The 24489-nt window shown below is 33.3% G+C and carries 24 protein-coding genes and 1 tRNA gene; 22 read left to right on the top strand and 3 right to left on the bottom strand.

All coding sequences use genetic code 11. The annotated features are described in order from the left end of the window. Window positions 1–34 precede the first annotated feature (34 nt). Window positions 35–967, bottom strand: coding sequence for a ribonuclease HIII (gene rnhC, locus V6C74_RS08150; RefSeq protein ID WP_016898760.1), 933 nt, complete (start codon window positions 965–967; stop codon window positions 35–37). A gap of 294 nt (window positions 968–1261) precedes the next feature. On the opposite strand from rnhC, the gene zapA reads away from it, so the two are divergent. The 12 genes from zapA to V6C74_RS08090 all read left to right on the top strand — a co-directional run bounded on the left by zapA (window position 1262) and on the right by V6C74_RS08090 (window position 14366). Beyond that, entirely contained in the window at window positions 1262–1528 is a 267-nt protein-coding gene (zapA, locus tag V6C74_RS08145; protein ID WP_002452998.1) for a cell division protein ZapA, read from the top strand. Next, on the top strand, window positions 1529–2050 hold the full coding sequence (locus V6C74_RS08140) for a CvpA family protein (protein ID WP_002452999.1): 522 nt from the start codon (window positions 1529–1531) through the stop codon (window positions 2048–2050). A 74-nt stretch (window positions 2051–2124) separates the two neighbouring features. Then, the gene (gene polX / locus V6C74_RS08135) at window positions 2125–3837 is read left to right on the top strand and encodes a DNA polymerase/3'-5' exonuclease PolX (RefSeq protein WP_016898759.1); all 1713 of its coding nucleotides are present in this window, start codon (window positions 2125–2127) and stop codon (window positions 3835–3837) included. Window positions 3838–3846: 9 nt separating this feature from the next. Next, the gene (locus V6C74_RS08130) at window positions 3847–6195 is read left to right on the top strand and encodes an endonuclease MutS2 (protein ID WP_016898758.1); all 2349 of its coding nucleotides are present in this window, start codon (window positions 3847–3849) and stop codon (window positions 6193–6195) included. A gap of 197 nt (window positions 6196–6392) precedes the next feature. Continuing rightward, window positions 6393–6707 (top strand): thioredoxin, encoded by a 315-nt coding sequence (gene trxA, locus V6C74_RS08125; protein WP_002435174.1) that lies wholly within the window; start codon window positions 6393–6395, stop codon window positions 6705–6707. Window positions 6708–6807: 100 nt separating this feature from the next. Then, window positions 6808–8592 (top strand): excinuclease ABC subunit UvrC, encoded by a 1785-nt coding sequence (gene uvrC, locus V6C74_RS08120; protein WP_002453002.1) that lies wholly within the window; start codon window positions 6808–6810, stop codon window positions 8590–8592. Between the two features lie 383 nt (window positions 8593–8975). Further along, complete coding sequence (locus V6C74_RS08115; protein WP_002453003.1) at window positions 8976–9590, top strand: succinate dehydrogenase cytochrome b558 subunit; 615 nt, start codon at window positions 8976–8978, stop codon at window positions 9588–9590. A gap of 56 nt (window positions 9591–9646) precedes the next feature. Then, on the top strand, window positions 9647–11413 hold the full coding sequence (gene sdhA / locus V6C74_RS08110) for a succinate dehydrogenase flavoprotein subunit (protein ID WP_002453004.1): 1767 nt from the start codon (window positions 9647–9649) through the stop codon (window positions 11411–11413). Beyond that, the gene (gene sdhB, locus V6C74_RS08105; protein ID WP_002453005.1) at window positions 11413–12249 is read left to right on the top strand and encodes a succinate dehydrogenase iron-sulfur subunit; all 837 of its coding nucleotides are present in this window, start codon (window positions 11413–11415) and stop codon (window positions 12247–12249) included. Before sdhA ends, sdhB begins: the two co-directional genes overlap by 1 nt. Window positions 12250–12454: 205 nt before the next feature. After that, complete coding sequence (gene racE / locus V6C74_RS08100; protein ID WP_002453006.1) at window positions 12455–13255, top strand: glutamate racemase; 801 nt, start codon at window positions 12455–12457, stop codon at window positions 13253–13255. A 21-nt stretch (window positions 13256–13276) separates the two neighbouring features. Further along, the gene (locus V6C74_RS08095; protein ID WP_002453007.1) at window positions 13277–13864 is read left to right on the top strand and encodes an XTP/dITP diphosphatase; all 588 of its coding nucleotides are present in this window, start codon (window positions 13277–13279) and stop codon (window positions 13862–13864) included. Next, a complete protein-coding gene (locus V6C74_RS08090) occupies window positions 13857–14366 on the top strand; it encodes a metallophosphoesterase (protein WP_002453008.1) in 510 nt (169 codons plus the stop codon). Before V6C74_RS08095 ends, V6C74_RS08090 begins: the two co-directional genes overlap by 8 nt. Before the next feature lie 479 nt (window positions 14367–14845). Here the strand turns inward: V6C74_RS08090 and V6C74_RS08085 are convergent. Next, window positions 14846–14919, bottom strand: a tRNA-Arg gene (locus tag V6C74_RS08085). Window positions 14920–15290: 371 nt separating this feature from the next. Here V6C74_RS08085 and V6C74_RS08080 point away from each other — a divergent pair. The 4 genes from V6C74_RS08080 to V6C74_RS08065 all read left to right on the top strand — a co-directional run bounded on the left by V6C74_RS08080 (window position 15291) and on the right by V6C74_RS08065 (window position 16603). Next, window positions 15291–15425 carry a beta-class phenol-soluble modulin gene (locus tag V6C74_RS08080; protein ID WP_016898756.1) on the top strand — a complete coding sequence of 45 codons (135 nt, stop codon included), beginning with the start codon at window positions 15291–15293 and terminating at the stop codon, window positions 15423–15425. Window positions 15426–15481: 56 nt separating this feature from the next. Then, window positions 15482–15616, top strand: coding sequence for a beta-class phenol-soluble modulin (locus V6C74_RS08075; RefSeq protein WP_002435169.1), 135 nt, complete (start codon window positions 15482–15484; stop codon window positions 15614–15616). 50 nt (window positions 15617–15666) lie between these two features. Beyond that, window positions 15667–15801 (top strand): beta-class phenol-soluble modulin, encoded by a 135-nt coding sequence (locus tag V6C74_RS08070; RefSeq protein ID WP_016898755.1) that lies wholly within the window; start codon window positions 15667–15669, stop codon window positions 15799–15801. A gap of 115 nt (window positions 15802–15916) precedes the next feature. Then, window positions 15917–16603: a YjjG family noncanonical pyrimidine nucleotidase gene (locus V6C74_RS08065; RefSeq protein WP_103175553.1), complete on the top strand. Its 687-nt coding sequence runs from the start codon at window positions 15917–15919 to the stop codon at window positions 16601–16603. 235 nt (window positions 16604–16838) lie between these two features. Here V6C74_RS08065 and V6C74_RS08060 read toward each other — a convergent pair whose 3' ends face one another. Continuing rightward, window positions 16839–17279, bottom strand: coding sequence for an N-acetyltransferase (locus V6C74_RS08060; RefSeq protein WP_002453011.1), 441 nt, complete (start codon window positions 17277–17279; stop codon window positions 16839–16841). A gap of 187 nt (window positions 17280–17466) precedes the next feature. Here V6C74_RS08060 and bshC point away from each other — a divergent pair, with 187 nt between their 5' ends. The 6 genes from bshC (at window position 17467) to mraY (ending at window position 24489) form a co-directional block, all read left to right on the top strand. Further along, window positions 17467–19080, top strand: coding sequence for a bacillithiol biosynthesis cysteine-adding enzyme BshC (bshC, locus tag V6C74_RS08055; RefSeq protein ID WP_016898754.1), 1614 nt, complete (start codon window positions 17467–17469; stop codon window positions 19078–19080). Window positions 19081–19223: 143 nt separating this feature from the next. Next, window positions 19224–19655, top strand: a complete 432-nt coding sequence (gene mraZ / locus V6C74_RS08050; RefSeq protein WP_002435248.1) for a division/cell wall cluster transcriptional repressor MraZ — start codon at window positions 19224–19226, stop codon at window positions 19653–19655. 14 nt (window positions 19656–19669) lie between these two features. Next, complete coding sequence (gene rsmH / locus V6C74_RS08045) at window positions 19670–20605, top strand: 16S rRNA (cytosine(1402)-N(4))-methyltransferase RsmH (RefSeq protein ID WP_070664506.1); 936 nt, start codon at window positions 19670–19672, stop codon at window positions 20603–20605. A gap of 12 nt (window positions 20606–20617) precedes the next feature. Then, the gene (gene ftsL / locus V6C74_RS08040; protein WP_002453015.1) at window positions 20618–21019 is read left to right on the top strand and encodes a cell division protein FtsL; all 402 of its coding nucleotides are present in this window, start codon (window positions 20618–20620) and stop codon (window positions 21017–21019) included. Further along, window positions 21000–23345, top strand: a complete 2346-nt coding sequence (locus V6C74_RS08035) for a penicillin-binding protein (protein WP_103175552.1) — start codon at window positions 21000–21002, stop codon at window positions 23343–23345. The genes ftsL and V6C74_RS08035 overlap by 20 nt, the downstream gene beginning before the upstream one ends. A gap of 178 nt (window positions 23346–23523) precedes the next feature. Next, on the top strand, window positions 23524–24489 hold the full coding sequence (gene mraY / locus V6C74_RS08030) for a phospho-N-acetylmuramoyl-pentapeptide-transferase (RefSeq protein WP_002453017.1): 966 nt from the start codon (window positions 23524–23526) through the stop codon (window positions 24487–24489).

Here is a 24489-nt window from a genome sequence, read left to right as displayed (position 1 = left end):
AAAATTAAAAAAATGAGGATAGGTCTTATTTTATTTATTTATATTTTTTCTCGATTAAAGCAAGTGCTTTTTCACGATTTTTAAAATGTTTTTTAGATATAGCATCGAGTTGGCTTAAGCCACATTTTTGAATGATTTTAGCTGCGAATAAATCAACTTTTTTACTAGCACCTTTTGGAACATCCATTTTAATTTGTTGTGTTATATGGTTCATATGTTTTACGAAAGCATATCTCGAAATAATACTGGCTGCTGCAATGGCTAGAGATTTTGATTCACCTTTAGTTTCAAATTTAGTTTTATTAGGAAATGGTAATTCAGAAAGTGCATAGTGTTGATAAACTTCACGTTTAGCAAACTGGTCTATCACAATATAATCTAAGTCATCTACTTCAATTTTCTGAGCGACATTTTTGATGGCTTCATTATGTAAGACGGCTTTCATTTTCACTTGTGACCAACCCATCTTTTGACGCTCATTATATTTCACATTATTCAAAGTTAGTAGAGAATGAGGAATAAAAGTGATGAGCTGTTCGGCTAGTTCAACAATTTTGTCATCAGATAATTTTTTAGAATCATCCACGCCTAAAGTTTTTAAAACTTGAGCATTTTTTTCTGAAACATATGCTGCACAGACCGTTAATGGACCAAAATAATCACCACTACCTGCTTCATCACTCCCTATGCAATTATATTTATTGTATTGAATTGAAGACTGTTTAGGAGTAGAGGTATTGGATTGAGACGGTGAAGAAATAGCTTGATTAGGTAATATGTTTTGAGCTACTACTTCTGCATTTTTTCCTTGAAACATGACTTTCCCTGAATTATATATGTTAATTGTAGTGTTTTGGTATTTAGTTCGAGCTCTCATACCTTGTGGCAATTGAGTTGTTTCAAATTGGATTTGAGATAATAATTTATCTATTTCACTTTGAGTTAATTTTTGAACGACATTTCCCATGGTAAGTAACCTCACTTTTGATTTCGTACTAATATATTCTATCAAATTTCATTTTCTAACACATTCATGAATATAAATTATAACTATTAAATGATTTAAAATAATATAATAGCTAAATTTGTTTAAAAACAGCTACTTACATAATTTTTTACTCTCATGTATAATGTGTGTTGATAAGTAAAAATTGAAATTAAAACAAATAGCTATTTATTTTCAAGATTAAGTGAAGTATCTTGAAGTAAAACATTATAGAAAGTTAAAATCATTTAAATATTAGGTCAGGAGCAATTAAATATGAGTGAATTTAAAAATAGAATAAATGTTACGATCAACGATCAACATTTCACAATCATTGGCGATGCCAGTCCTGAGCATATTCGTTATGTTGCACATCTTGTAGATGAGAAGATGCAAGAATTAGGTCAAAAATCCGCAGGCTTAGATACAACTCGTAAATCGATTTTAACAGCGGTAAATATTATGCATGAGAAAGTTTTATTAGAAGAAGAAAATCGTCGATTACAACAAGAAATCAATCAATTCAAACAAAGTGAAGATTAGATGATTGTTGATTTAATTGTCATTATATTGATTGCCTACTTTATGATGATTGGTTTCCGTAGAGGCACGTGGTTGTCGACACTACATTTTATTTCTTCAATCGTATCATTGTGGATTGCATCTCAGTTTTATCAACCGATAGCACAGAGACTAATTGTATTTTTACCGTTCCCTAAGACGGTAGCATATGACACGTCTTATGCAATTCATTATAATCAATTGCAACAACGATTTGAAAATATTGTTGCGTTTATAATGTTAGCGATATTAGCTAAGCTTATTTTGTATCTAATTATTGTTACATTTGATAATATAGTAGCGTATCAGAAACACCAATTAGTCAGTCGAATTATAGGACTTATTTTAGGACTTATAATGAGTTTAATCGTAATTCAAATTGGACTTTATTTTATTTCATTATATCCAGAGCCATTTATTCAAAATCAAATAGCACAATCGTTAATAAGTAAAAGGTTAATTTTAAATTTACCCTATGTATCACATGTTATTTTAAACTTATAAACTAATTATATAAGGTCAGGACTAGAGCTAACTTGAATGTTGTGTCCTGGTCTTCTTTTTATGGAGAGATGTATATGACTAAAAAAGATGTAATTCAATTGTTAGAAAAAATAGCAACATATATGGAGTTAAAAGGAGAAAATACATTTAAAGTATCTGCCTATCGAAAAGCAGCACAGAGTTTAGAAATAGATGAACGACCTTTGGATGATATTAAGGATGTTACTGAACTTAGAGGCATCGGTAAAGGTGTGGGTGACGTCATTAACGAATATAGAGATAAAGGGGAGTCTAGCACATTAAAAGCTCCCCAAGAGGAAGTGCCAGAAGGCTTAGTCCCATTACTAAAAATTCAAGGACTCGGTAGCAAGAAAATCGCTAAACTATATCAAGAACTGCAAATTATCGATAAAGAAAGCTTACAGAAAGCTTGTGAAAAAGGTGAAGTGAGTAAACTAAGTGGTTTCGCGAAAAAAACTGAGCAAAATATTTTAGAAGCAGTTAAAGCAATGGGCGCTAAAAAAGACAGTTATCCAATTGATCAAATGAGAGGGCTAAATAATGAAATTATTGATTTCATTAAAAAGCTTGAACATGTAGATAACTATTCTTCAGCTGGCAGTTTTAGACGTTATAAAGAAAAGAGTAAAGATTTAGACTTCATTATCAGTACGACACAACCTCTAGAAGTTCAACAACAATTGCTTAATATTCCTAACAAAGTAAAAGAAGTTGCAGTAGGGGATACTAAAGTATCGTTAGAGTTATCTTATGATGATGAGACGATAGGTGTAGATTTCAGATTAATTGAACCTAAAGCCTTCTATCATACTCTTCAACACTTTACAGGTTCGAAAGACCATAATATTCGTATTCGACAATTAGCTAAAGAACGTAATGAAAAAGTAAGTGAATATGGTATAGAACAAGCTGATGGTACTTTATTACAATTTCAAAGTGAAGAAGAAATTTATCACCATTTTGACGTAAGTTGGATTTCACCTGCAATGCGCGAAGATGGCAGTGAATTTGATAAAGACTTAAGCAATATCATTTCATTAGAGGATATTAATGGAGATATTCATATGCATACCACGTATAGTGATGGTGCTAACTCAATAAGAGAAATGGTAGAAGCAAATATCGCTAAAGGTTATAAATTCATGGTTATTACAGACCATTCACAAAGTTTAAAAGTTGCAAATGGTTTACAGGTAGAGCGTCTCTTACGACAGAATGAAGAAATCAAGAAATTAAATGAGGAATATGATGAAATTGATATTTACTCAGGTACAGAAATGGACATATTACCAGATGGTTCACTAGATTATGATAATGAAGTACTAGCACAACTTGATTATGTGATAGCAGCTATCCATCAGAGTTTTAATCAATCTGAAGATGAGATAATGAAACGCTTAGAAGTAGCTTGTAAAAATCCTTATGTACGTCATATAGCACATCCAACAGGTCGAATTATTGGGCGACGTCCTGGTTATAAACCTAATATAGAAAAACTAATGAAATTAGCTGAAGAAACAAATACGATATTAGAAATTAACGCGAACCCTAAACGTTTAGATTTAAATGCTGAGACTGTTCGTAAGTATCCTAACGTTAAGTTAACGATTAATACGGATGCACATCATACGAATCACCTAGAATTTATGAAATATGGTGTTGCTACGGCACAGAAAGGCTTTGTAGCAAAAGATAGAGTGGTCAACGCGTTATCACGAGAAGAGTTTAAATCACTCATTGAAAATAATATTAAATTAAGGAAATAGAGGGATTGCATGAGACAAAAGACATTAGATGTTTTGGAATTCGATAAGATTAAATCGTTTGTTGCGGATGAAACAATAAGTGATTTAGGTCGTGAAAAAGTAGATGCAATGACACCAGCAACTGAATTCGATACTGTTGAATTTCAAATCAATGAAACTGATGAAATTTCTCAAATATACAATAAACATCGATTACCAAGTTTAAGTGGTTTAGCAAAGGTCTCACCACTAATCCATAGAGCGAATATAGGTGGTGTTTTAAATGTGTCTGAATTGAATGTAATTAAACGACTCATTCAAGTTCAAAATCAATTTAAAACATTTTACAACCAACTTTTAGAAGAAGATGAAGAAGTAAAGTATCCTATATTAGATGAGAAGATGAACCAGCTACCGGTTTTAACTGATTTATTTCAAGAAATCAAAGATAAATGTGATACTTATGATTTATTTGACCACGCAAGTTATGCTCTGCAAGGTATTAGAAGCAAAATTTCAAGTACTAATCAGAGGATTCGACAGAATTTAGATCGTATTGTTAAAAGTCAGAGCAATCAAAAGAAATTATCTGATGCCATCGTCACAGTTAGAAATGATCGTAATGTTATTCCGGTCAAAGCGGAATATCGACAGGATTTTAATGGTATTGTGCATGATCAATCAGCGTCTGGACAAACGCTCTATATTGAGCCAACTTCAGTAGTCGAGATGAACAATCAAATCAGTCGTTTACGGAATGATGAAGCTGTGGAACGTGAACGTATTCTTACTGAATTGACTGGTCAAGTAGCTGTAGACGCCGATTCAATCCTTATTGCTGAATCAGTGATGGGTCAGATTGACTTCTTGATTGCTAAAGCACGTTATGCACGTTCGATAAAGGGAACGAAACCTACTTTTAAGAAAGAGAGAACAGTTTATCTTCCTAATGCGTTCCATCCATTGTTAGATAAAGAAACTGTTGTTGCGAATACGATTGAATTTATCGATGATGTTGAGACGGTGATTATTACTGGGCCTAATACAGGCGGTAAAACAGTGACACTGAAGACACTTGGACTCATTATTGTGATGGCACAATCAGGTTTATTAGTTCCGACGCTTGATGGCAGTCAATTAAGTATTTTTGAAAATGTTTACTGTGATATAGGCGATGAACAATCAATTGAACAGTCATTATCAACCTTCTCCTCTCATATGAAGAATATTGTCGAAATTCTACACGAGGCTGATAAAAACAGCTTAATATTATTTGATGAATTGGGAGCTGGAACTGATCCAAGTGAAGGGGCAGCCCTAGCAATGAGTATATTAGATTACGTTCGTAACTTAGGATCACTTGTTATGGCAACAACGCATTATCCAGAGTTAAAAGCTTATAGTTATAATTGCGAAGGAGTAATGAATGCTAGTGTGGAGTTTAATGTTGATACGTTAAGTCCAACTTATAAATTACTCATGGGCGTACCTGGACGTTCTAACGCATTTGATATTTCTAAAAAGTTAGGACTAAGCCTCAATATTATCAATAAAGCAAAAACAATGATTGGTACAGACGAACAAGAAATCAACTCAATGATAGAATCTCTTGAAAGGAATTCTAAATGTGTAGATGAACAACGTATTGAATTAGATCGACTCGTTCGAGAAGCACAAGAAACACACGATGCACTAGCAAAGCAATATCAACAATATCAAAATTATGAACAATCATTGATGAATGAAGCGAAAGAAAAAGCCAACCAACGTGTTAAATCTGCGACTAAAGAAGCGGATACAATTCTTAAAGAATTAAGAGATTTACGCGACAATAAAGGTGCAGAAGTTAAAGAACATGAATTAATTGATAAGAAAAAACAACTAGATGATCAATATGAAGCGAAGTCAATTAAACAAACTGTCCAGAAGAAGAAATACGATAAAATTAACGCTGGTGATGAAGTAAAAGTGCTTTCTTATGGTCAAAAAGGCGAAGTACTTGAACTTGTTGGTGAAGATGAAGCAGTTGTACAAATGGGCATTATTAAAATGAAATTACCTATTGAAGATTTAGAGAAAACGAAGAAGAAAAAAGAAAAGCCAGCTAAAATGGTTACGCGTCAAAATAGACAAACGATTAAAACTGAGCTTGATTTAAGAGGATATCGTTATGAAGAAGCATTATTAGAATTAGATCAATATCTTGATCAAGCAGTTTTAAGTAATTACGAGCAAGTTTATATTATTCATGGTAAAGGCACAGGCGCGCTTCAAAAAGGTGTTCAACAGCATTTGAAAAAACATAAAAGTGTGAACAACTTTAGAGGTGGTATGCCTAGTGAAGGTGGTTTTGGCGTAACAGTTGCAGAATTAAAATAAATACTTTTGATTAATAAAAGCACTGCATTTGATTTTTTGAAAAAATAACGTACAATAAACCCAGTATTATTAGTTAATAATACGATGTGATGAAGCTAATGAGATATTCATACTTTAATTGAGCAATAGCAATGCAGTTGTTATTAAAGTCTGTTATAATTTGCTCATCATTTAAAAATTAAGGAGGATTGGCATTTATGGCAATCGTAAAAGTAACTGACTCTGATTTCGATACTAAAATTGAATCTGGCGTTAAATTAGTAGACTTCTGGGCTACTTGGTGCGGACCTTGTAAAATGATCGCTCCAGTATTAGAGGAGTTAGCCGGAGATTATGATGGTAAAGCTGATATTTTAAAATTAGATGTTGATGAAAACCCATCAACTGCTGCAAAATACGAAGTAATGAGTATTCCAACTTTAATCGTATTTAAAGATGGTCAACCAGTTGATAAAGTTGTAGGTTTCCAACCAAAAGAAAACTTAGCAGAAGTATTAGATAAACATCTATAAGAATTATATGACTTAAGACTGGGGCATTTCATTATGTAAATGCTCCAGCTTTATTTTGTTTAAGGACAGAAATTAAAACATAAAAGAAAGGAGGAAGACATTGGAGGACTATCAAAAGAAAATTAAGGAAAAGCTTAACGTTGTACCCCTAGAGCCGGGTTGCTATTTGATGAAAGATAGAAATGATCAAGTGATTTATGTAGGTAAAGCCAAAAAATTAAGGAATCGTTTGCGTTCCTATTTTACTGGTGCACATGATGCTAAGACGACACGCTTAGTTAGTGAGATACGAAACTTTGAGTTTATTGTAACTTCAAGTGAAACTGAATCTCTATTATTAGAATTAAATTTAATTAAGCAATATCAACCACGTTACAATATTTTACTTAAAGACGACAAAAGTTACCCATTTATTAAAATTACTAAAGAAAAGCATCCTAGGCTTATCGTTACACGCACTGTTAAAAAGGGAACTGGAAAATACTTTGGTCCTTATCCAAATGCGTATTCTGCACAAGAAACTAAGAAGTTATTAGATCGAATTTATCCTTTTAGAAAATGCGATAATATGCCTGATAAACTATGCTTATACTATCACATCGGTCAATGTATGGGACCATGTGTCTATGATGTTGATTTAGATAAATATGCACAAATGACGAAGGAAATTACGGATTTTCTAAATGGAGAAGATAAAACGATTATTCATAATTTAGAGAGCAGAATGACGAAAGCTAGTGAAGATTTAGACTTTGAACAAGCTAAAGAGTATCGTGATATGATTCAGCACATTCACAACTTAACGAAGAAACAAAAAATTATGTCTACTGATAATACAATTAGAGATGTCTTTGGATACAATGTTTCTAAAGGTTGGATGTGTGTTCAAGTGTTCTTCATTAGACAAGGTAATATGATAAAACGAGATGCTACAATGATACCGATACAACAATCAGAGGAAGAAGAGTTTTATACTTTCATAGGACAATTCTATAGCCTAAATCAACATATCTTGCCAAAGGAAGTCCATGTACCAAAGAACCTCGATAAAGATATGATATATTCAGTTGTAGATACAAAAATTGTTCAACCTTCTCGAGGAGCTAAAAAAGAAATGGTTGATTTAGCCAATCACAATGCCGAAGTGCAACTTGAAAATAAATTCGAATTAATTGCTAGAGATGAATCTCGAACTGTGAAAGCTATAGAAGAATTAGGAGAACGCATGGGAATTCAAACGCCTATTAGAATAGAAGCATTTGATAATTCCAATATTCAAGGTGTGGATCCAGTTTCTGCGATGGTTACTTTTGTAGATGGTAAACCAGACAAGAAAGGGTACCGTAAATATAAAATTAAAACTGTAGAAGGCCCTGATGATTATAAATCAATGAGAGAAGTAGTACGCCGTCGTTATACGCGTGTCTTAAATGAAGGTTTACCTTTACCAGATTTAATTATTGTTGATGGTGGTAAAGGTCATATGAACGGCGTGATGGATGTCCTTGAAAATGAATTAGGCTTAGACATTCCTGTTGCAGGACTTCAAAAAAATGACAAACACCAAACATCTGAATTACTTTATGGTGCGAGTGCTGAAATTGTGCCATTGAAGAAAAACAGCCAAGCATTTTATTTACTTCATAGAATCCAAGACGAGGTACATCGTTTTGCGATTACTTTCCATAGACAAACTCGACAAAAAACAGGACTTAAATCAGTTTTAGATGATGTGGATGGTATTGGTGCTAAGAGAAAAACCACGCTTTTAAGAACATTCGGATCTATTAAGAAAATGAAGGAAGCAAATTTAGATGATTTAAAAGGTGCAGGCTTACCTGAAAAAGTCGCTAAAAACCTACAAAAAGCTCTACAAAATAAATAAATTTTAAAAAAATGGGCATGAGAATTATTCTCATGCCCAAAAGTAGTATAAATAATGTTACAATATGGTTAACAAAAGCTAATTTTTTTAAGGTTGTGTGGAAGCGTTTTCTAAATGAGAAATGTTATCAATTAGGTGTTGGTAACTTCAACTATGAGTCGTCACATCTTTATTAAAGAATTCTTTATAATCACTAGCCTTTTACTTTTTTAAGCCATACTTGTGTGGATGTATTTCTCATTTAACTAAAGTGTTTACACGTACAAGTACAAAATAAAGAAGTAAATGAAAGCTAGTCTTTTATATGGAATTTCAGGGCATATTGCATACAATTTTCTGGGAATTAGCAAATTTAATTATTTGTTTTACAGGGGGGACTCCTTTTGGCTCAATCAAAAAACGAATTTTACCTTAGACGACTACATTCGTTATTAGGTATTATCCCAATTGGTGCATTCTTAATTGTTCACTTATTGGTAAACCATCAAGCAACACAAGGCGCAGAGGCTTTCAATAAAGCATCTGGTTTCATGGAATCACTACCATTCTTAATTGTGGTAGAATTTTTATTCATTTATATTCCATTGTTATACCATGGTCTTTTTGGACTACATATCGCATTTACTGCTAAAGAAAACATCGGTCACTATTCTCTATTTAGAAACTGGATGTTCTTCTTCCAACGTGTAAGTGGTATTTTAGCTTTCGTTTTCATCGCAATGCACTTATGGCAAACACGCTTACAGAAAGCATTTTTCGGTAAAGCAGTGGATTACAACATGATGCATGAAACGTTGAAGCATCCATTATGGGCGATTTTCTATATCATTTGTATCATTGCGGTAGTGTTCCACTTTGCAAATGGTTTATGGTCTTTCTGTGTTACGTGGGGCTTTTTACAATCTAAAAAATCTCAACGCGTATTCACATGGATTTCTTTAATTGTATTCTTAGTGGTTTCATATATCGGTGTATCAGCTATTATCGCATTTATGTAACAACGATGATTTCAACTTAAGTCTTAGATTTATAATATCAGGGGAGTGACATTTCTATGGCAGAGAAAAAAGTTATTGTTGTCGGTGGAGGACTTGCCGGTCTGATGTCAACAATTAAAGCGGCAGAACAAGGTGCGCATGTAGATTTATTCTCATTAGTGCCTGTAAAACGTTCGCACTCTGTTTGTGCCCAGGGGGGCATTAATGGTGCGGTTAATACTAAAGGTGAAGGAGATTCTCCGTGGATTCACTTCGATGACACAGTATATGGGGGAGACTTCTTAGCTAACCAACCACCAGTTAAAGCGATGGCTGAAGCAGCACCAAAAATTATACACTTATTAGACCGTATGGGCGTAATGTTTAGTAGAACAAACGAAGGTTTATTAGACTTCAGACGTTTTGGTGGTACGTTATATCACAGAACTGCATTTGCTGGTGCTACAACAGGTCAACAATTATTATATGCTTTAGATGAACAAGTTCGTTCTTATGAAGTTGATGGATTAGTAACTAAATACGAAGGCTGGGAATTCCTAGGTATCGTTAAAGATGATGAGGATGCAGCAAGAGGTATCGTTGCTCAAAATATGACTACATCAGAAATTCAATCATTTGGATCAGATGCAGTTATTATGGCTACAGGTGGTCCTGGTATCATCTTCGGTAAAACAACAAACTCAATGATTAATACAGGATCTGCAGCATCAATTGCTTATCAAGAAGGTGCAATTTATGCCAATGGTGAGTTTATTCAAATTCATCCAACAGCTATTCCTGGCGATGACAAATTACGTCTTATGAGTGAATCAGCTCGTGGTGAAGGTGGACGTATTTGGACATATAAAGACGGTAAACCTTGGTACTTCTTAGAAGAGAAGTATCCAGATTATGGTAACTTAGTACCTCGTGATATCGCGACGCGTGAAATTTTTGATGTATGTATTAACCAAAAATTAGGTATCAATGGCGAGAACATGGTATATCTTGATTTATCTCATAAAGATCCACATGAATTAGATGTTAAATTAGGTGGAATCATTGAGATTTATGAAAAATTCACAGGTGATGATCCACGTAAAGTACCAATGAAAATATTCCCAGCTGTACACTACTCAATGGGTGGACTATATGTAGATTATGATCAAATGACAAATATTAAAGGTTTATTCGCTGCTGGTGAGTGTGATTTCTCTCAACACGGTGGTAACCGTTTAGGAGCAAACTCTTTATTATCAGCAATTTACGGTGGTACTGTTGCAGGTCCTAACGCTGTTAAATATGTTCAAAACATCGAAACTTCTTACTCAGAGTTAGACGACAGTATCTATGAAAAACGCGTTAAAGAAGAACAAGAGCGTTTTGACAAATTATTAAACATGCGTGGTACTGAAAATGCATATAAACTTCACCGTGAGTTAGGTGAAATTATGACAGCTAACGTAACAGTAGTACGTGAAAATGATAAATTATTAGAAACAGATAAGAAAATCCAAGAATTGATGAAACGTTATGAAGATATCGATATGGAAGATACACAAACTTGGAGTAACCAAGCTGTCTTCTTCACTCGTCAATTATGGAATATGCTAGTATTAGCACGTGTTATTACTATTGGGGCTTACAACCGTAACGAATCTCGTGGTGCACACTACAAACCAGAATTCCCAGATCGTAATGATGATGAATGGTTAAAAACTACAATGGCTCATTATAGAGGTAGAACTGAAAAACCAGAATTTACTTACGAGCCAGTTGATGTAAGTTTAATTCCACCTCGTAAACGTGATTACACTAGTAAGTCTAAAGGAGGTAAAAAATAATGGCTGAACAATCAGTAAAAGAAACTCCAGAAACTCAAGGTAATCAACAAGCAAAAGAACAGAATCAACAATCTAAACAAAAAACAGTTAAATTAATTATTAAACGACAAGATAATAACGAATCTAAACCCTACGAAGAAACTTTTGAAATTCCTTACAAAGAGAATTTAAATGTTATCGCATGTTTAATGGAGATTAGACGTAATCCTGTAAATGCTAAAGGTGAGAAAACGACTCCAGTAACTTGGGATATGAACTGTCTTGAAGAAGTATGTGGAGCTTGTTCAATGGTTATCAATGGTCGCGCAAGACAATCTTGTTCAGCAATCGTTGATCAATTAGAGCAACCTATTCGTCTAGAACCAATGAGTACGTTTCCAGTAATTCGTGACTTACAAGTTGACCGTTCAAGAATGTTCGACAACTTAAAACGAATGAAAGCTTGGATTCCAATCGATGGTACTTATGATTTAGGTCCAGGTCCACGTATGCCAGAGAAAAAACGTCAAACAGCATATGAGTTATCTAAATGTATGACATGTGGTGTTTGCTTGGAAGTATGTCCAAACGTCACGCCTAACAACAAATTCGTTGGGGCACAAGCAATTTCTCAAGTACGTTTATTCGACTTACATCCAACTGGTTCTATGACTAAAGATGAACGTTTAGATGCTTTAATGAGTACGGGTGGTTTACAAGAATGTGGTAACTCTCAAAACTGTGTAAATGCTTGTCCTAAAGGTATTCCTTTGACAACTTCTATCGCAGCTTTAAACAGAGAGACGTCATTCCATATGTTTAAATCATTCTTCGGTTCTGACCATAAAGTAGATTAATATTAATTAGATTACGGCTAAGACTATTTGAGTCTTAGTCGTTTTTTGTTTTGGCCAATTTAGTATTAATATTAGAGACTTTTTAAATGGTATGCCTCTTAGAATTATTTTTAAAATAGAAAGAAAAACTAAATTCGTAATAATAAACAGCTTAAGTCCGTTGTGATAAAATAAAGGTTAACTGAAAAAATAAGGATGAAGATATATGAATAAACCTATAGGTGTTATCGACTCAGGTGTGGGAGGTTTAACGGTAGCCAAAGAGATTATGAGACAATTACCTAATGAGACGATATATTATCTCGGTGATATTGGACGATGTCCATATGGACCTAGACCTGGGGATGAAGTTAGACAATTTACTACAGAAATTGCTCAAAAATTAATGGAATTTGATATAAAAATGTTAGTCATTGCTTGTAATACAGCAACAGCCGTTGCGTTAGAGCATTTACAAAGATTGTTACCAATCCCCGTGATTGGGGTTATTGAACCAGGTGCACGAACTGCGATTATGACGACTAAAAATCAAAATGTTTTAGTATTAGGCACCGAAGGTACAATCAAATCAGAAGCCTATCGCACACATATTAAAAAGATTAATCCTAATGTCAATGTATATGGTGTAGCATGTCCAGGTTTCGTACCATTAGTTGAACAAATGAGATATAACGACCCAACTATCACAAGTATTGTTATACATCAAACATTAAAGCAATGGAGAAATAGTGATGCTGATACTGTAATTTTAGGTTGTACGCATTATCCACTATTATATAAACCGATTTATGATTATTTTGATGGTGAAAAAACTGTAATTTCTTCAGGCTTAGAAACAGCACGTGAAGTAAGTGCATTATTAACGTTTAGTAATGAACATGCGAGTTACACTGAACATCCGAAACATCGATTCTTTGCAACTGGCGATACCACACACATAAAAAATATCATTGCTGAATGGCTTAAAATGAATGTGCAAGTTGAACAAATTACTGTAGGTAAATAGTAGAAGGGAGTAGATGTAATTATGGAAGATATTGTCATTGCAACGAACAATAAAGGTAAAATTAATGACTTTAAAGTTATCTTCAAAGAAGATAATGTAATAGGTATTTCTGAACTTATTCCAAATTTTGATGTTGAAGAAACAGGTTCTACTTTTGAAGAAAATGCTAAGTTAAAGTCTGAAGCTGCAGCTAAGGCATTAAATAAGCGTGTAATTGCAGATGACAGTGGACTTGAGGTGTTTGCACTCAATGGTGAACCTGGTGTCTATTCAGCAAGATATGCAGGATTAGATAAAAGTGATGATGCTAATATTGATAAGTTATTGGCTAATTTAGAGAATGAATCTGATCGACGAGCACAATTTGTTTGTGTGATTAGCATGAGTGCACCAGGTGAAGAAACAAAAACGTTTAAAGGCACAGTTTCTGGTGAGATTACTCATACAAGACAAGGGAATCACGGATTTGGTTATGATCCAATCTTCTTTGTGCCTGATAAAAAAAGAACAATGGCAGAACTTACTGATGAAGAAAAAAGTGAAATAAGTCATAGAGGAAATGCGATTCAATTATTGAAAGAGTATCTAGAAGGTGGTCAAGATGAGTAAGTGGATCATTATTAGTGATAATCACAATGAATCAGGGATTTTGTATCACGTTTTTGAAAAGCATCAAGATGCAGATGTCTTTCTACATTTAGGTGATTCAGAGTTTCAATATAATGATACGGAATTAAGTCTATATCATCGTGTTAAAGGTAATTGTGATTTTTATCCTGAATTTCCTGAAGAAGATATGATTGAACAAGACGGTATTAAAGCATTTTATACTCATGGTCATTTTTATGATGTCAATCGTACGCGTATGAAACTTGCTGAAAAAGCAAAATCTCTATCCTGCCCATTCGCATTTTATGGACATACCCATGTTGCTAAATATGAAAATATTGCTGGAATTCATGTAATTAATCCGGGAAGCATTTCTCAATCTCGCAGTAATATAGAAGAAACATTTGCCGAACTTATTATTAACGATACAGACACGCAGGCTCAACTAAACTTTAGAAACAGAGAAAATAAAATAATAGATACAGTTAAGATAGATATTTAAACAGATAAGCATTAAAGTGCTAAACCTATCCATAAAAGGATGGGTATTTTTTTATCAAGTAACACTTTAGCAATTTTTAAGTACAGTTAGGCACGATAACTGTACTATTTTTATGAATTTACGTGATTATAATGCATACTTGCTTTGGAAGAATTGAAACACACACTTAAAAATTTCATAAGTATTATTAAAATGAAAGAAACTATCATTATAAATAGTGGTAGTTAGTTTAAGTTATAGAGGTGGGTTTTATTTTCCAACCACGTCACTAAAAGGCGTGGTTATTTTTTAGGGACTCGGTGCCATAAAAATTCGCTTTATATAGTGGTAGAAACTAGATTTTGTATATCGATGGCTTTTGGTGCAGTTTTGGTGCAGTTTAGATTCGTTATATGTTGTGTTATAAACAAGCAAAATAAAAAGAACCCCGTCGTTACGGGGTTCTCTGTTTCGAAAAGTGTTTAATTTTAAGCTATTAGCGTCCTGGGAGGGATTCGAACCCCCGACCGATGGCTTAGAAGGCCATTGCTCTATCCAGCTGAGCTACCAGGACATTTTTTAACACAAGAATTATTATATCTAAGTGGGGGAGTTTTAGCAATAGTTCTCTAATAAAAAATGTTTATATTTTTCACTATATTAGTGCTTTTTATACTAGAATGTTAATTTATTGTAAAGATGCAAGAAATTTTTAACAATTGGATTGTAAACAATACACTAGCGAATTCCAAACTGTTGTGTAAACGTTTTCATTTAACAGTTTAGACCTTTAAATACCGACTTAAGGAAATATGAACAAATTGTGCTAAATCCGCTTTATAGTATAAGTAACAAAACGATAGATAAACAAACAACACAAGTTCATTCATCGTTTTAAATTAATTAACTCACGCATTATTACATTTTACTTAAGGAGTGTTTGTAATGGAAAAACTATTCGACGCAATTAGAAACACAGTAGATGCTGGAATCAACCAAGATTGGACTAAATTAGGTACAAGCATCGTTGATATCGTAGAAAACGGTGTAAGTGCATTAACTAAAGTATTCGGTGGTTAATTTTCGATAAATAAGAACTTTAATAATAAATAAAATATACTAAGGGAGAGACTATAATGACTAAATTAGCAGAAGCAATCGCAAACGCAGTAAAAGCAGGACAAGACCAAGATTGGGCAAAATTAGGTACAAGCATCGTAGGTATTGCTGAAAACGGAATTAGCTTATTAGGTAAAGTATTCGGATTCTAATTTAAGCGAATTACTAATATTACAATAAACTACTAAAAGGAGAGATTATAATGCAAAAATTAGCAGAAGCAATCGCAAACACAGTAAAAGCAGGACAAGATCATGACTGGGCAAAATTAGGTACAAGCATCGTGGGTATCGCAGAAAACGGAATCGGTTTATTAGGTAAAGTATTCGGATTCTAATAAATTATTCAATGGACCAGGGCAAGCGCTCTGGTCTTTTTTTATTTGGAAAATATTTGTTAATATAAAGAAGATTAAAATATTTGCTCATTAAAATAGGAAACGGGGATTAATTGTGACTTATAAAAATATATTATTAGACTTTGATGATACCATTGTTGATTTTTACGATGCAGAGGAAAAAGCATTTTATAATATGTCGAAACATTATCGTCATTTTCCATCTGAACAAGATTTTCAACATTTTAGAAAGGTCAATCAAGCACATTGGGAAGCCTTTCAAAAGAATGAATTGACGAAAGAGCAAGTTTTATCTCATCGATTTACTAACTATTTTAATGATTATCACATAAAAGTAGACGGTAAAGAGGCAGATGAGATATTTAGAGATGAATTAGCTAAAGCCCCGCTCAAATTCTTCGATCAAACGATTGAAACGATTAATCAACTGAAAAACAAACACTCATTATATATAGTTACAAATGGTGTGACAATTACGCAACAGCGTCGTATTGCTCAGACAAATTTTAATGATAAATTTAATGGAATATTTATTTCAGAGCAGACAGGGTACCAAAAACCTATGCCAGAGTTTTTTGATTATATTTTTAATAAAATTGGAGATCTTAATAGAGAGGAAACGATTATAGTCGGAGATTCTTTGACTTCTGATGTCAGGGGTGGCCTCAATGCTAATATTAAAACATGCTGGTTTAATTATCGTGAAAAAGAAAATAACTCTAACATCCAACCTCATTACGAGATCAGTAATTTAACAGAACTTATTGATATTGTTGAATAGAAAATGAGGCTGAGACATAATTTATTGTCTTAGCCTCACATAACGTATTGGCAGTAGATGTCTGAATTGAAAGTGCGCTTATATCAAGCTTCTTTCAATCCTAGTCATCCTTGCCGCGGGGCCCCAACATAGAGAATTTCTTTTGGAAGAAATTCTACAAACAATGCAAGTTGGGGTGGGACAACGAAAATAATTTTTTTAAATTATATTTCTGTCCCACTCTCTTCTAATTATATTAAGGTTTCCAAATTAATACATCGTGACCTTCAGGATTTTTAGCTTCAACATCCTTAAAGCCATGTTTTAAGAAATAGTCTTTTGAGTTGTTTCTTGCGATGGCTTTAATAGGTTTATTATTTTCTTTAGCAAAATCGATAAGTTTTTTAGCATATCCACGACCTTGATATTTTTCAAGAACTTCTAATTTCCATAATAAGATGTAATCATCACAATCTGGGAAATAAGTTTCTTCAACTTCACCCTTATTAAGTAAAGCCATTCTTGCCGCTAATTTATCTCCTACAAAAATGCCATAAAAAGGTGAATCTGAACTTGCATCTATCATTTGACCTTTTAATTCTTCGACCATATAGAGATCTTTATTTCCGAACTCTCTGAAATCTTCAAAACGCTCATCAGTTTTATAATTAATCTCTAGATGTTTTACCTCGCTCATATTTTCTCTCCCCTTTAATTTCTTTTCTCTATTATACCTTATTTTAATGGTAACTTTCATTTATTTAAAATTATAGAAATTCAAAGTATTAAAGAGAATATGTAAATAAATTTAAGCCGTAAAATTGTCATAAATGAGTATAGTCTTTATACTATATGAGTAATAGTGATACTGAAGGAGTTAAAACATGAAGTGCAATGTAATAAAGTTAAATGAAGATGATCAGTTTATCTCTAAAATAAAAAATGGCGATTCTCAAATTACGACATTTTATGAATATGATGTAAGTTTAAATGATAGTTTTTCTAAAAGACTTAAGACACCTAATAATGGTAGAGAAGAGCAACTTTCTTCTGTTATAAAATCTTATATGGGTGATTTAGATTTGTCGGAATCACAAATGATAAATATTGATGATTTAGCTAAGGGAGCTAAAGTAGTGATTGGTGGACAACAAGCGGGGATGTTTGGAGGACCACTCTATACATTTCATAAAATTTTTTCAATTATAACTTTAAGTAATGAGTTGGCAGATCAATATAACGAAAAAATTATTCCTGTATTTTGGATTGCTGGAGAAGATCATGATTTTGATGAGGTTAATCATACTTTTGCATTTAATCATAATAAGGCAACGCTTAATAAGATTAAATATCACACGATGACTCCACCTGAAAGTAATGTTACTCGTTTTACTCCTGATAAAGAGGCTTTGTTAGATGCACTGAATCAGTTTTTTAAAGAATTAACAGAGACCCAGCATAGCAATGAAGTGTATCAGTTGTGTCGTAACATTATCTTACGTTATGAAAGTTGGACTGATATCTTTAAAGGGCTACTACATGAAATTTTTAAAGAATATGGATTATTACTCCTAGATGCTCAATTTTCAGAGTTGAGAAAAATGGAGAAGCCTATTCTCAAAAATATGCTAGAAAAACGTGAAAGTTTGGATCAAGCTTTTCGAAACACACAATTTAAAATTGAAGCTCAAGGGTTAAAACCAAGGATTCAAACGGATACGAACACGCATTTATTTATTCATGAGGAAAATATGAGGCAGTTATTAACATATGAAGATGGCAAGTTTATTACTAGTAAGTCAGACATATCTTATTCGAAAGAAGATTTGTTTGAAATAATTGATAATGAGCCTGAAAGAATATCAAATAATGTTGTTACTCGCCCGGTCATGGAAGAATGGTTGTTTAATACTGTTGCATTTATTGGTGGACCAAGTGAAATTAAATATTGGGCAGAATTAAAAGAAGTGTTTAATTTACTCGATGTTGAAATGCCTATTGTTTTACCTAGACTTAGAATAAGCTATATGTATGATAGAACTCAAAAACTGTTGAATCAATATAATCTGAAAACTGAAATGATTATCTCACATGGAGTTGAACAAGATAGACAGAAATTTGTTCGTGAAAAAGCTTCTCAAGAAATGATAGATGAAGTAGAACAAATGAAAGCACAACAACAAAAACTAACTGAAAGATTAAAAGCTCAAGTTACAGGAAATCATGATAATGAATTATTGGTAGAAAAAAATAATGAAATTCATCAAAAGCAATATGATTACTTGTTGAAACGCTACTTATTAAATGTAGAAAGAGAAAATGATATTAGTATGCGTCAATTTAGAGAAATCAATGAAGTGCTCCACCCAATGGGTGGATTACAGGAAAGAATTTGGAATCCAATCCAAATAATGAATGATTTTGGGAAAGATGTGTTCAATCCCTCCACCTATCCACCACTTCAATACACTTTTAATCATATTATTATAAAACCTTGATATAAAGCCTTTTAAGCCCGTTTTATCAATTTGATAAAACGGGTTTTTTTGTGTTTGAGCAAATTAATTGAACTATTTTTGCATAATTAGTGGAGGATAGTGGGGAGATGTGGTAAATTATAGATAAGGTGAGGTGATAAAAAATGTTCATGGGAGAATACGATCATCAATTAGATACAAAAGGACGGATGATAGTACCGTCCAAGTTTCGTTATGACTTAAATGAACGTTTTATTATCACTAGAGGCCTTGATAAATGCTTATTTGGTTACACACTTGAAGAATGGCAACAAATTGAAGAGAAGATGAAAACCTTACCTATGACTAAAAAAGATGCACGTAAATTTATGCGTATGTTCTTCTCTGGAGCTGTAGAAGTGGAATTAGATAAGCAAGGGCGTATTAACATACCTCAGAATTTGAGGAAATACGCTAATTTAACCAAAGAATGTACAGTAATAGGTGTTTCAAATCGTATTGAGATTTGGGACAGAGAAACTTGGAATGACTTCTATGAAGAATCTGAAGATAGTTTCGAAGATATTGCTGAAGATTTAATAGATTTTGATTTCTAAATGGAGGTATTTAAGTGTTTCATCACGTCAGCGTCATGTTAAACGAAACCATTGATTATTTAAATATTAAAGAAGATGGTGTGTATGTTGACTGTACGCTTGGTGGTGCAGGTCACGCCCTTTATTTACTTAATCAATTAAATGATGAAGGTAGACTTATTGCGATTGATCAAGATTTAACAGCCTTAGAAAATGCAAAAGTTGTTTTAAAAGAGCACTTACATAAAGTCACTTTTGTTCACAGCAACTTTCGAGAATTAACGAATATTTTAAAAGACTTAAACATTGAAAAAGTGGACGGCATCTATTACGACCTCGGTGTTTCGAGTCCGCAATTGGATGTCCCTGAAAGAGGATTTAGTTATCATCACGATGCGAAATTAGACATGCGAATGGATCAGACTCAAACATTATCAGCTTTTGAGGTAGTGAATGAATGGTCTTATGAAGCATTAGTTAAGATCTTTTATCGTTACGGTGAAGAAAAGTTTTCAAAACAAATTGCAAGAAGAATTGAAGCTAATCGAGAACAACATCCAATAGAAACGACTTTACAACTCGTTGACGTCATCAAAGAAGGTATACCAGCAAAAGCGAGACGTAAAGGGGGACATCCTGCTAAAAGAGTTTTTCAAGCAATTCGAATAGCTGTAAACGATGAATTATCCGCGTTTGAAGATTCAATTGAACAAGCAATTGAGAGTGTAAATATTAATGGAAGGATTTCGGTCATCACGTTCCATTCCTTGGAGGATCGCTTATGTAAGCAAATTTTCCAAGAGTATGAAAAAGGACCAGAAGTTCCGAGAGGGATACCAATTATTCCAGAAGGTTACTCGCCGAAATTGAAACGTGTAAATCGCAAACCGATAACTGCTACTGAAGAAGATTTAGACGAAAACAATCGTGCGCGTAGTGCGAAGCTACGTGTTGCAGAAATTTTAAAATAAGGAGTAATTGAAATGGCTGTAGAAAAAATTTATCAACCTTATGATGAAGCAACTCAAACCAGTATTCCACAAAGACAACCGCAATCTCGTCCTGAAAAACAGACTGTTAAAAGAAAAGTAGTCGTACAATTAACTAGATTTGAAAAAGTTTTATACATAACGCTTATTACAGTAATTGCCATGATTAGTATTTATATGCTATCTTTAAAAATGGATGCGTATGATACGCGGGGAAAAATTGCAGATTTAGATCAAAAAATAGAAAAACAATCTAGTGAAAACAGCGCATTAAAGTCTGAAATCAAGAAAAACTCTTCATATGAACGCATTTACGATAAGGCTAAACAACAAGGTATGAGCCTACAGAACGATAATGTAAAGGTAGTGCGTAGTAATGGCGAAGCGAAAAATTAAAATTAAAAAAAATAAAATAGGGGCAGTCCTACTAGTTGGTTTATTCGGACTGCTCTTTTTTATATTGGTTTTAAGGTTCTCATATATTATGGTAACAGGTCATTCTAATGGTCAGAATCTTGTGATGAAGGCAAATGAAAAATACTTAGTTAAAAACTCTGAGCAACCAGAGCGAGGTAAAATTTATGATCGCAATGGAAAGGTTCTTGCTGAAGATGTTGAAAGGTATAAAGTTGTTGCAGTTGTCGATAAAAAGGCAAGTGAAAACAGTAAAAAGCCACGTCACGTAGTAGATAAGAAGAAAACAGCTAAACAATTATCTAAAATTATAGATATGAAAGCCTCTGATATTGAAAAACGACTCAATCAAAAGAAAGCTTTCCAAGTTGAGTTTGGTCAAAAAGGAACTAACTTAACATATCAAGATAAAGAAAAAATTGAAAAGATGAATTTACCTGGTGTTTCATTATATCCAGAGACAGAACGATTCTATCCTAATGGAAACTTTGCCTCCCATTTAATTGGTATGGCTCAAAAAGATCCTGACACAGGGCAACTCAATGGTGCACTAGGTGTTGAAAAAATCTTTAATAGTTACTTAAATGGAACGCAAGGTACGCTTAAATACATCCAAGATATTTGGGGGTATATAGCTCCTAACACTAAAAAAGAACAAACTCCTAAACGAGGAGATGATGTTCATTTAACGATTGATTCTAATATTCAAGTCTTTGTTGAAGAAGCGTTAGATGGCATGGTAGATAAATATGCTCCTAAAGATTTATTTGCAGTAGTGATGGATGCTAAAACAGGTGAAATACTTGCTTATAGTCAACGACCTACCTTTAATCCTGAAACAGGTAAGGATTTCGGTAAGAAATGGGCCAACGATTTATACCAGAATACGTATGAACCAGGTTCTACATTTAAGTCTTATGGATTAGCCGCTGCTATTCAAGAAGGTAAATTTAAACCTAATGAAAAATATAAATCTGGTCACAGAGATATTATGGGTTCTGAAATTTCCGATTGGAATAAAGAAGGCTGGGGCAATATACCTATGACACTAGGTTTCACTTACTCATCTAATACTCTAATGATGCACTTACAAGATTTAGTTGGTGCAGATAAGATGAAATCATGGTATGAACGTTTTGGCTTCGGTAAGAAAACAAATGGAATGTTTGATGGAGAAGCGTCAGGACATGTAGCTTGGTCTAATGAGTTACAACAAAAAACGTCTGCGTTCGGACAATCTACGACTGTTACACCAGTACAGATGATTCAAGCGCAATCAGCATTCTTCAATAAAGGTAATATGCTAAAACCTTGGTTTGTAAATAGTATCGATAATCCTGTTACTAAGAAAAACTCCTATAGTGGTAAAAAACAATATGCAGGAAAACCAATTACTAAAGATACTGCAGACAAAGTTGAAAAAGAGCTAGATAAGGTTGTTAATAGTAAACAAAGTCATGCGATGAATTATCGTGTTAAAGGTTATGACATCGAAGGTAAAACAGGTACTGCTCAAGTTGCAGATTCAAATGGTGGCGGTTATGTTAAAGGTGAAAATCCTTACTTTGTAAGCTTTATAGGCGACGCACCTAAGAAGAATCCTAAAGTCATTGTTTACGCAGGTATGAGTTTAGCTCAGAAAAATGATGAAGAAGCTTACGAGATGGGTGTGAGTAAAGCATTTAAACCTATTATGGAAAATACTCTCAAATATCTCAATGCAGGTAAATCAAGTGATTCTGCATCTAAAGCTGATTACAGCAAAGTACCTAATGCTGAAGGTCAAGAAACTCAAAAAGCTGAAGATAGTATGAATGCACAGTCACTCAAACCAGTTACTATAGGTAGTGGTAAACAGATTAAATCTCAATCTGTTAAAGCAGGAACAAAGATCTTACCTCATAGTAAAGTGTTACTACTTACTGATGGTGATATCACGATGCCTGATATGACTGGTTGGACAAAAGAAGATGTACTAGCATTTGAAGACTTAACAAATATTAAGGTTTCTACTAAAGGTAATGGTTTTGTAACTAATCAAAGTATTACTAAAGGCCAAACGTTGAAAAACAAAGATAAAGTAGAAGTGACTCTATCTGCTGATAAAACTGATGATAGTGAAGATGATTCTAATGCAACTGAATCTAACAAAAGCTCAAAAGATGACAGTAAGTCTAAAGATAAAAACTCTAAACAAGATTCAAGCCCATCTTCAAAATCAGATTCAAAGGATAGTTCTAATTCTGACTCTAAAAAAGACTCCAATAGTAATTCAAAAAATAATTCAAGTTCCAGCGATGACAGCTGATTGAACTAAGCAGACAACAGAGGTTGGGATGATCATTTTAGGGATTAACTAAGAGATGGTCCCAACCTCATTTATTTATGTTTTAAGTTTTATATGAAAATAAAACGAAAACTGATAAACTATTAAAGGTTATTTACATTTAACGAATAAATTAGAAAGTGAAGAAAAGGAGATTCATATGTTATTTATATATGCGATCATCGCACTACTCATAACATTTATATTAGTACCCGTGCTCATTCCAACCTTGAAAAGAATGAAATTTGGCCAAAGTATCAGAGAAGAAGGGCCTCAAAGCCACATGAAAAAAACAGGAACACCGACTATGGGTGGACTCACGTTTTTAATAAGTATTATTATTACTTCTATTATTGCGATTATATTTGTCGATAAATCAAACCCTATTATCTTATTATTATTAGTTACAATTGGATTTGGGTTAATTGGATTTATTGATGACTACATTATCGTAGTTAAGAAGAATAACCAAGGTTTAACGAGTAAACAAAAATTCTTAGCTCAAATTTTAATTGCAGTTATATTCTTTGTGCTGGGTGATATCTTTCATTTAGTCAATTTCGCTACAAACTTACATATTCCATTTACTCATTTTGATTTACCCCTCTCTTTTGCTTATGTAATATTCATAATCTTTTGGCAGGTTGGTTTCTCAAATGCGGTTAACTTAACTGATGGATTGGATGGCTTAGCTACTGGGTTATCTATCATTGGATTTGCAATCTATGCGATTATGAGCTTTATACTAGATTCTCCAGCAATCGGTACATTCTGTGTCATCATGGTGTTTGCATTAATTGGCTTTTTACCTTATAACCTTAACCCTGCTAAAGTGTTTATGGGTGACACAGGTAGTCTAGCATTAGGGGGAATATTTGCCACAATTTCAATTATGTTAAATCAAGAATTGTCACTTATCTTTGTAGGATTAGTATTCGTAATTGAAACATTATCAGTTATGATGCAAGTGGCGTCTTATAAATTAACTAAGAAACGAATTTTTAAAATGAGTCCTATTCATCATCATTTTGAATTAAGTGGATGGGGAGAATGGAAAGTAGTAACTGTATTCTGGACAGTAGGTTTAATTTCAGGATTAATAGGCTTATGGATTGGAGTGCATTAG

Origin of the sequence: Staphylococcus capitis subsp. capitis, assembly GCF_040739495.1 — a bacterium.
GTDB lineage: Bacteria > Bacillota > Bacilli > Staphylococcales > Staphylococcaceae > Staphylococcus > Staphylococcus capitis.
This window is presented reverse-complemented; position numbering and strand designations above follow the sequence as displayed.

Coding starts and splice junctions, on each gene's coding strand:
- rnhC (WP_016898760.1), bottom strand. CDS start 967: ATGGGAAATGTCGTTCAAAAATTAACTCAAAGTGAAATAGATAAATTA.
- zapA (WP_002452998.1), top strand. CDS start 1,262: ATGAGTGAATTTAAAAATAGAATAAATGTTACGATCAACGATCAACAT.
- V6C74_RS08140 (WP_002452999.1), top strand. CDS start 1,529: ATGATTGTTGATTTAATTGTCATTATATTGATTGCCTACTTTATGATG.
- polX (WP_016898759.1), top strand. CDS start 2,125: ATGACTAAAAAAGATGTAATTCAATTGTTAGAAAAAATAGCAACATAT.
- V6C74_RS08130 (WP_016898758.1), top strand. CDS start 3,847: ATGAGACAAAAGACATTAGATGTTTTGGAATTCGATAAGATTAAATCG.
- trxA (WP_002435174.1), top strand. CDS start 6,393: ATGGCAATCGTAAAAGTAACTGACTCTGATTTCGATACTAAAATTGAA.
- sdhA (WP_002453004.1), top strand. CDS start 9,647: ATGGCAGAGAAAAAAGTTATTGTTGTCGGTGGAGGACTTGCCGGTCTG.
- sdhB (WP_002453005.1), top strand. CDS start 11,413: ATGGCTGAACAATCAGTAAAAGAAACTCCAGAAACTCAAGGTAATCAA.
- racE (WP_002453006.1), top strand. CDS start 12,455: ATGAATAAACCTATAGGTGTTATCGACTCAGGTGTGGGAGGTTTAACG.
- V6C74_RS08095 (WP_002453007.1), top strand. CDS start 13,277: ATGGAAGATATTGTCATTGCAACGAACAATAAAGGTAAAATTAATGAC.
- V6C74_RS08090 (WP_002453008.1), top strand. CDS start 13,857: ATGAGTAAGTGGATCATTATTAGTGATAATCACAATGAATCAGGGATT.
- V6C74_RS08080 (WP_016898756.1), top strand. CDS start 15,291: ATGGAAAAACTATTCGACGCAATTAGAAACACAGTAGATGCTGGAATC.
- V6C74_RS08075 (WP_002435169.1), top strand. CDS start 15,482: ATGACTAAATTAGCAGAAGCAATCGCAAACGCAGTAAAAGCAGGACAA.
- V6C74_RS08070 (WP_016898755.1), top strand. CDS start 15,667: ATGCAAAAATTAGCAGAAGCAATCGCAAACACAGTAAAAGCAGGACAA.
- V6C74_RS08060 (WP_002453011.1), bottom strand. CDS start 17,279: ATGAGCGAGGTAAAACATCTAGAGATTAATTATAAAACTGATGAGCGT.
- bshC (WP_016898754.1), top strand. CDS start 17,467: ATGAAGTGCAATGTAATAAAGTTAAATGAAGATGATCAGTTTATCTCT.
- mraZ (WP_002435248.1), top strand. CDS start 19,224: ATGTTCATGGGAGAATACGATCATCAATTAGATACAAAAGGACGGATG.
- ftsL (WP_002453015.1), top strand. CDS start 20,618: ATGGCTGTAGAAAAAATTTATCAACCTTATGATGAAGCAACTCAAACC.
- V6C74_RS08035 (WP_103175552.1), top strand. CDS start 21,000: ATGGCGAAGCGAAAAATTAAAATTAAAAAAAATAAAATAGGGGCAGTC.
- mraY (WP_002453017.1), top strand. CDS start 23,524: ATGTTATTTATATATGCGATCATCGCACTACTCATAACATTTATATTA.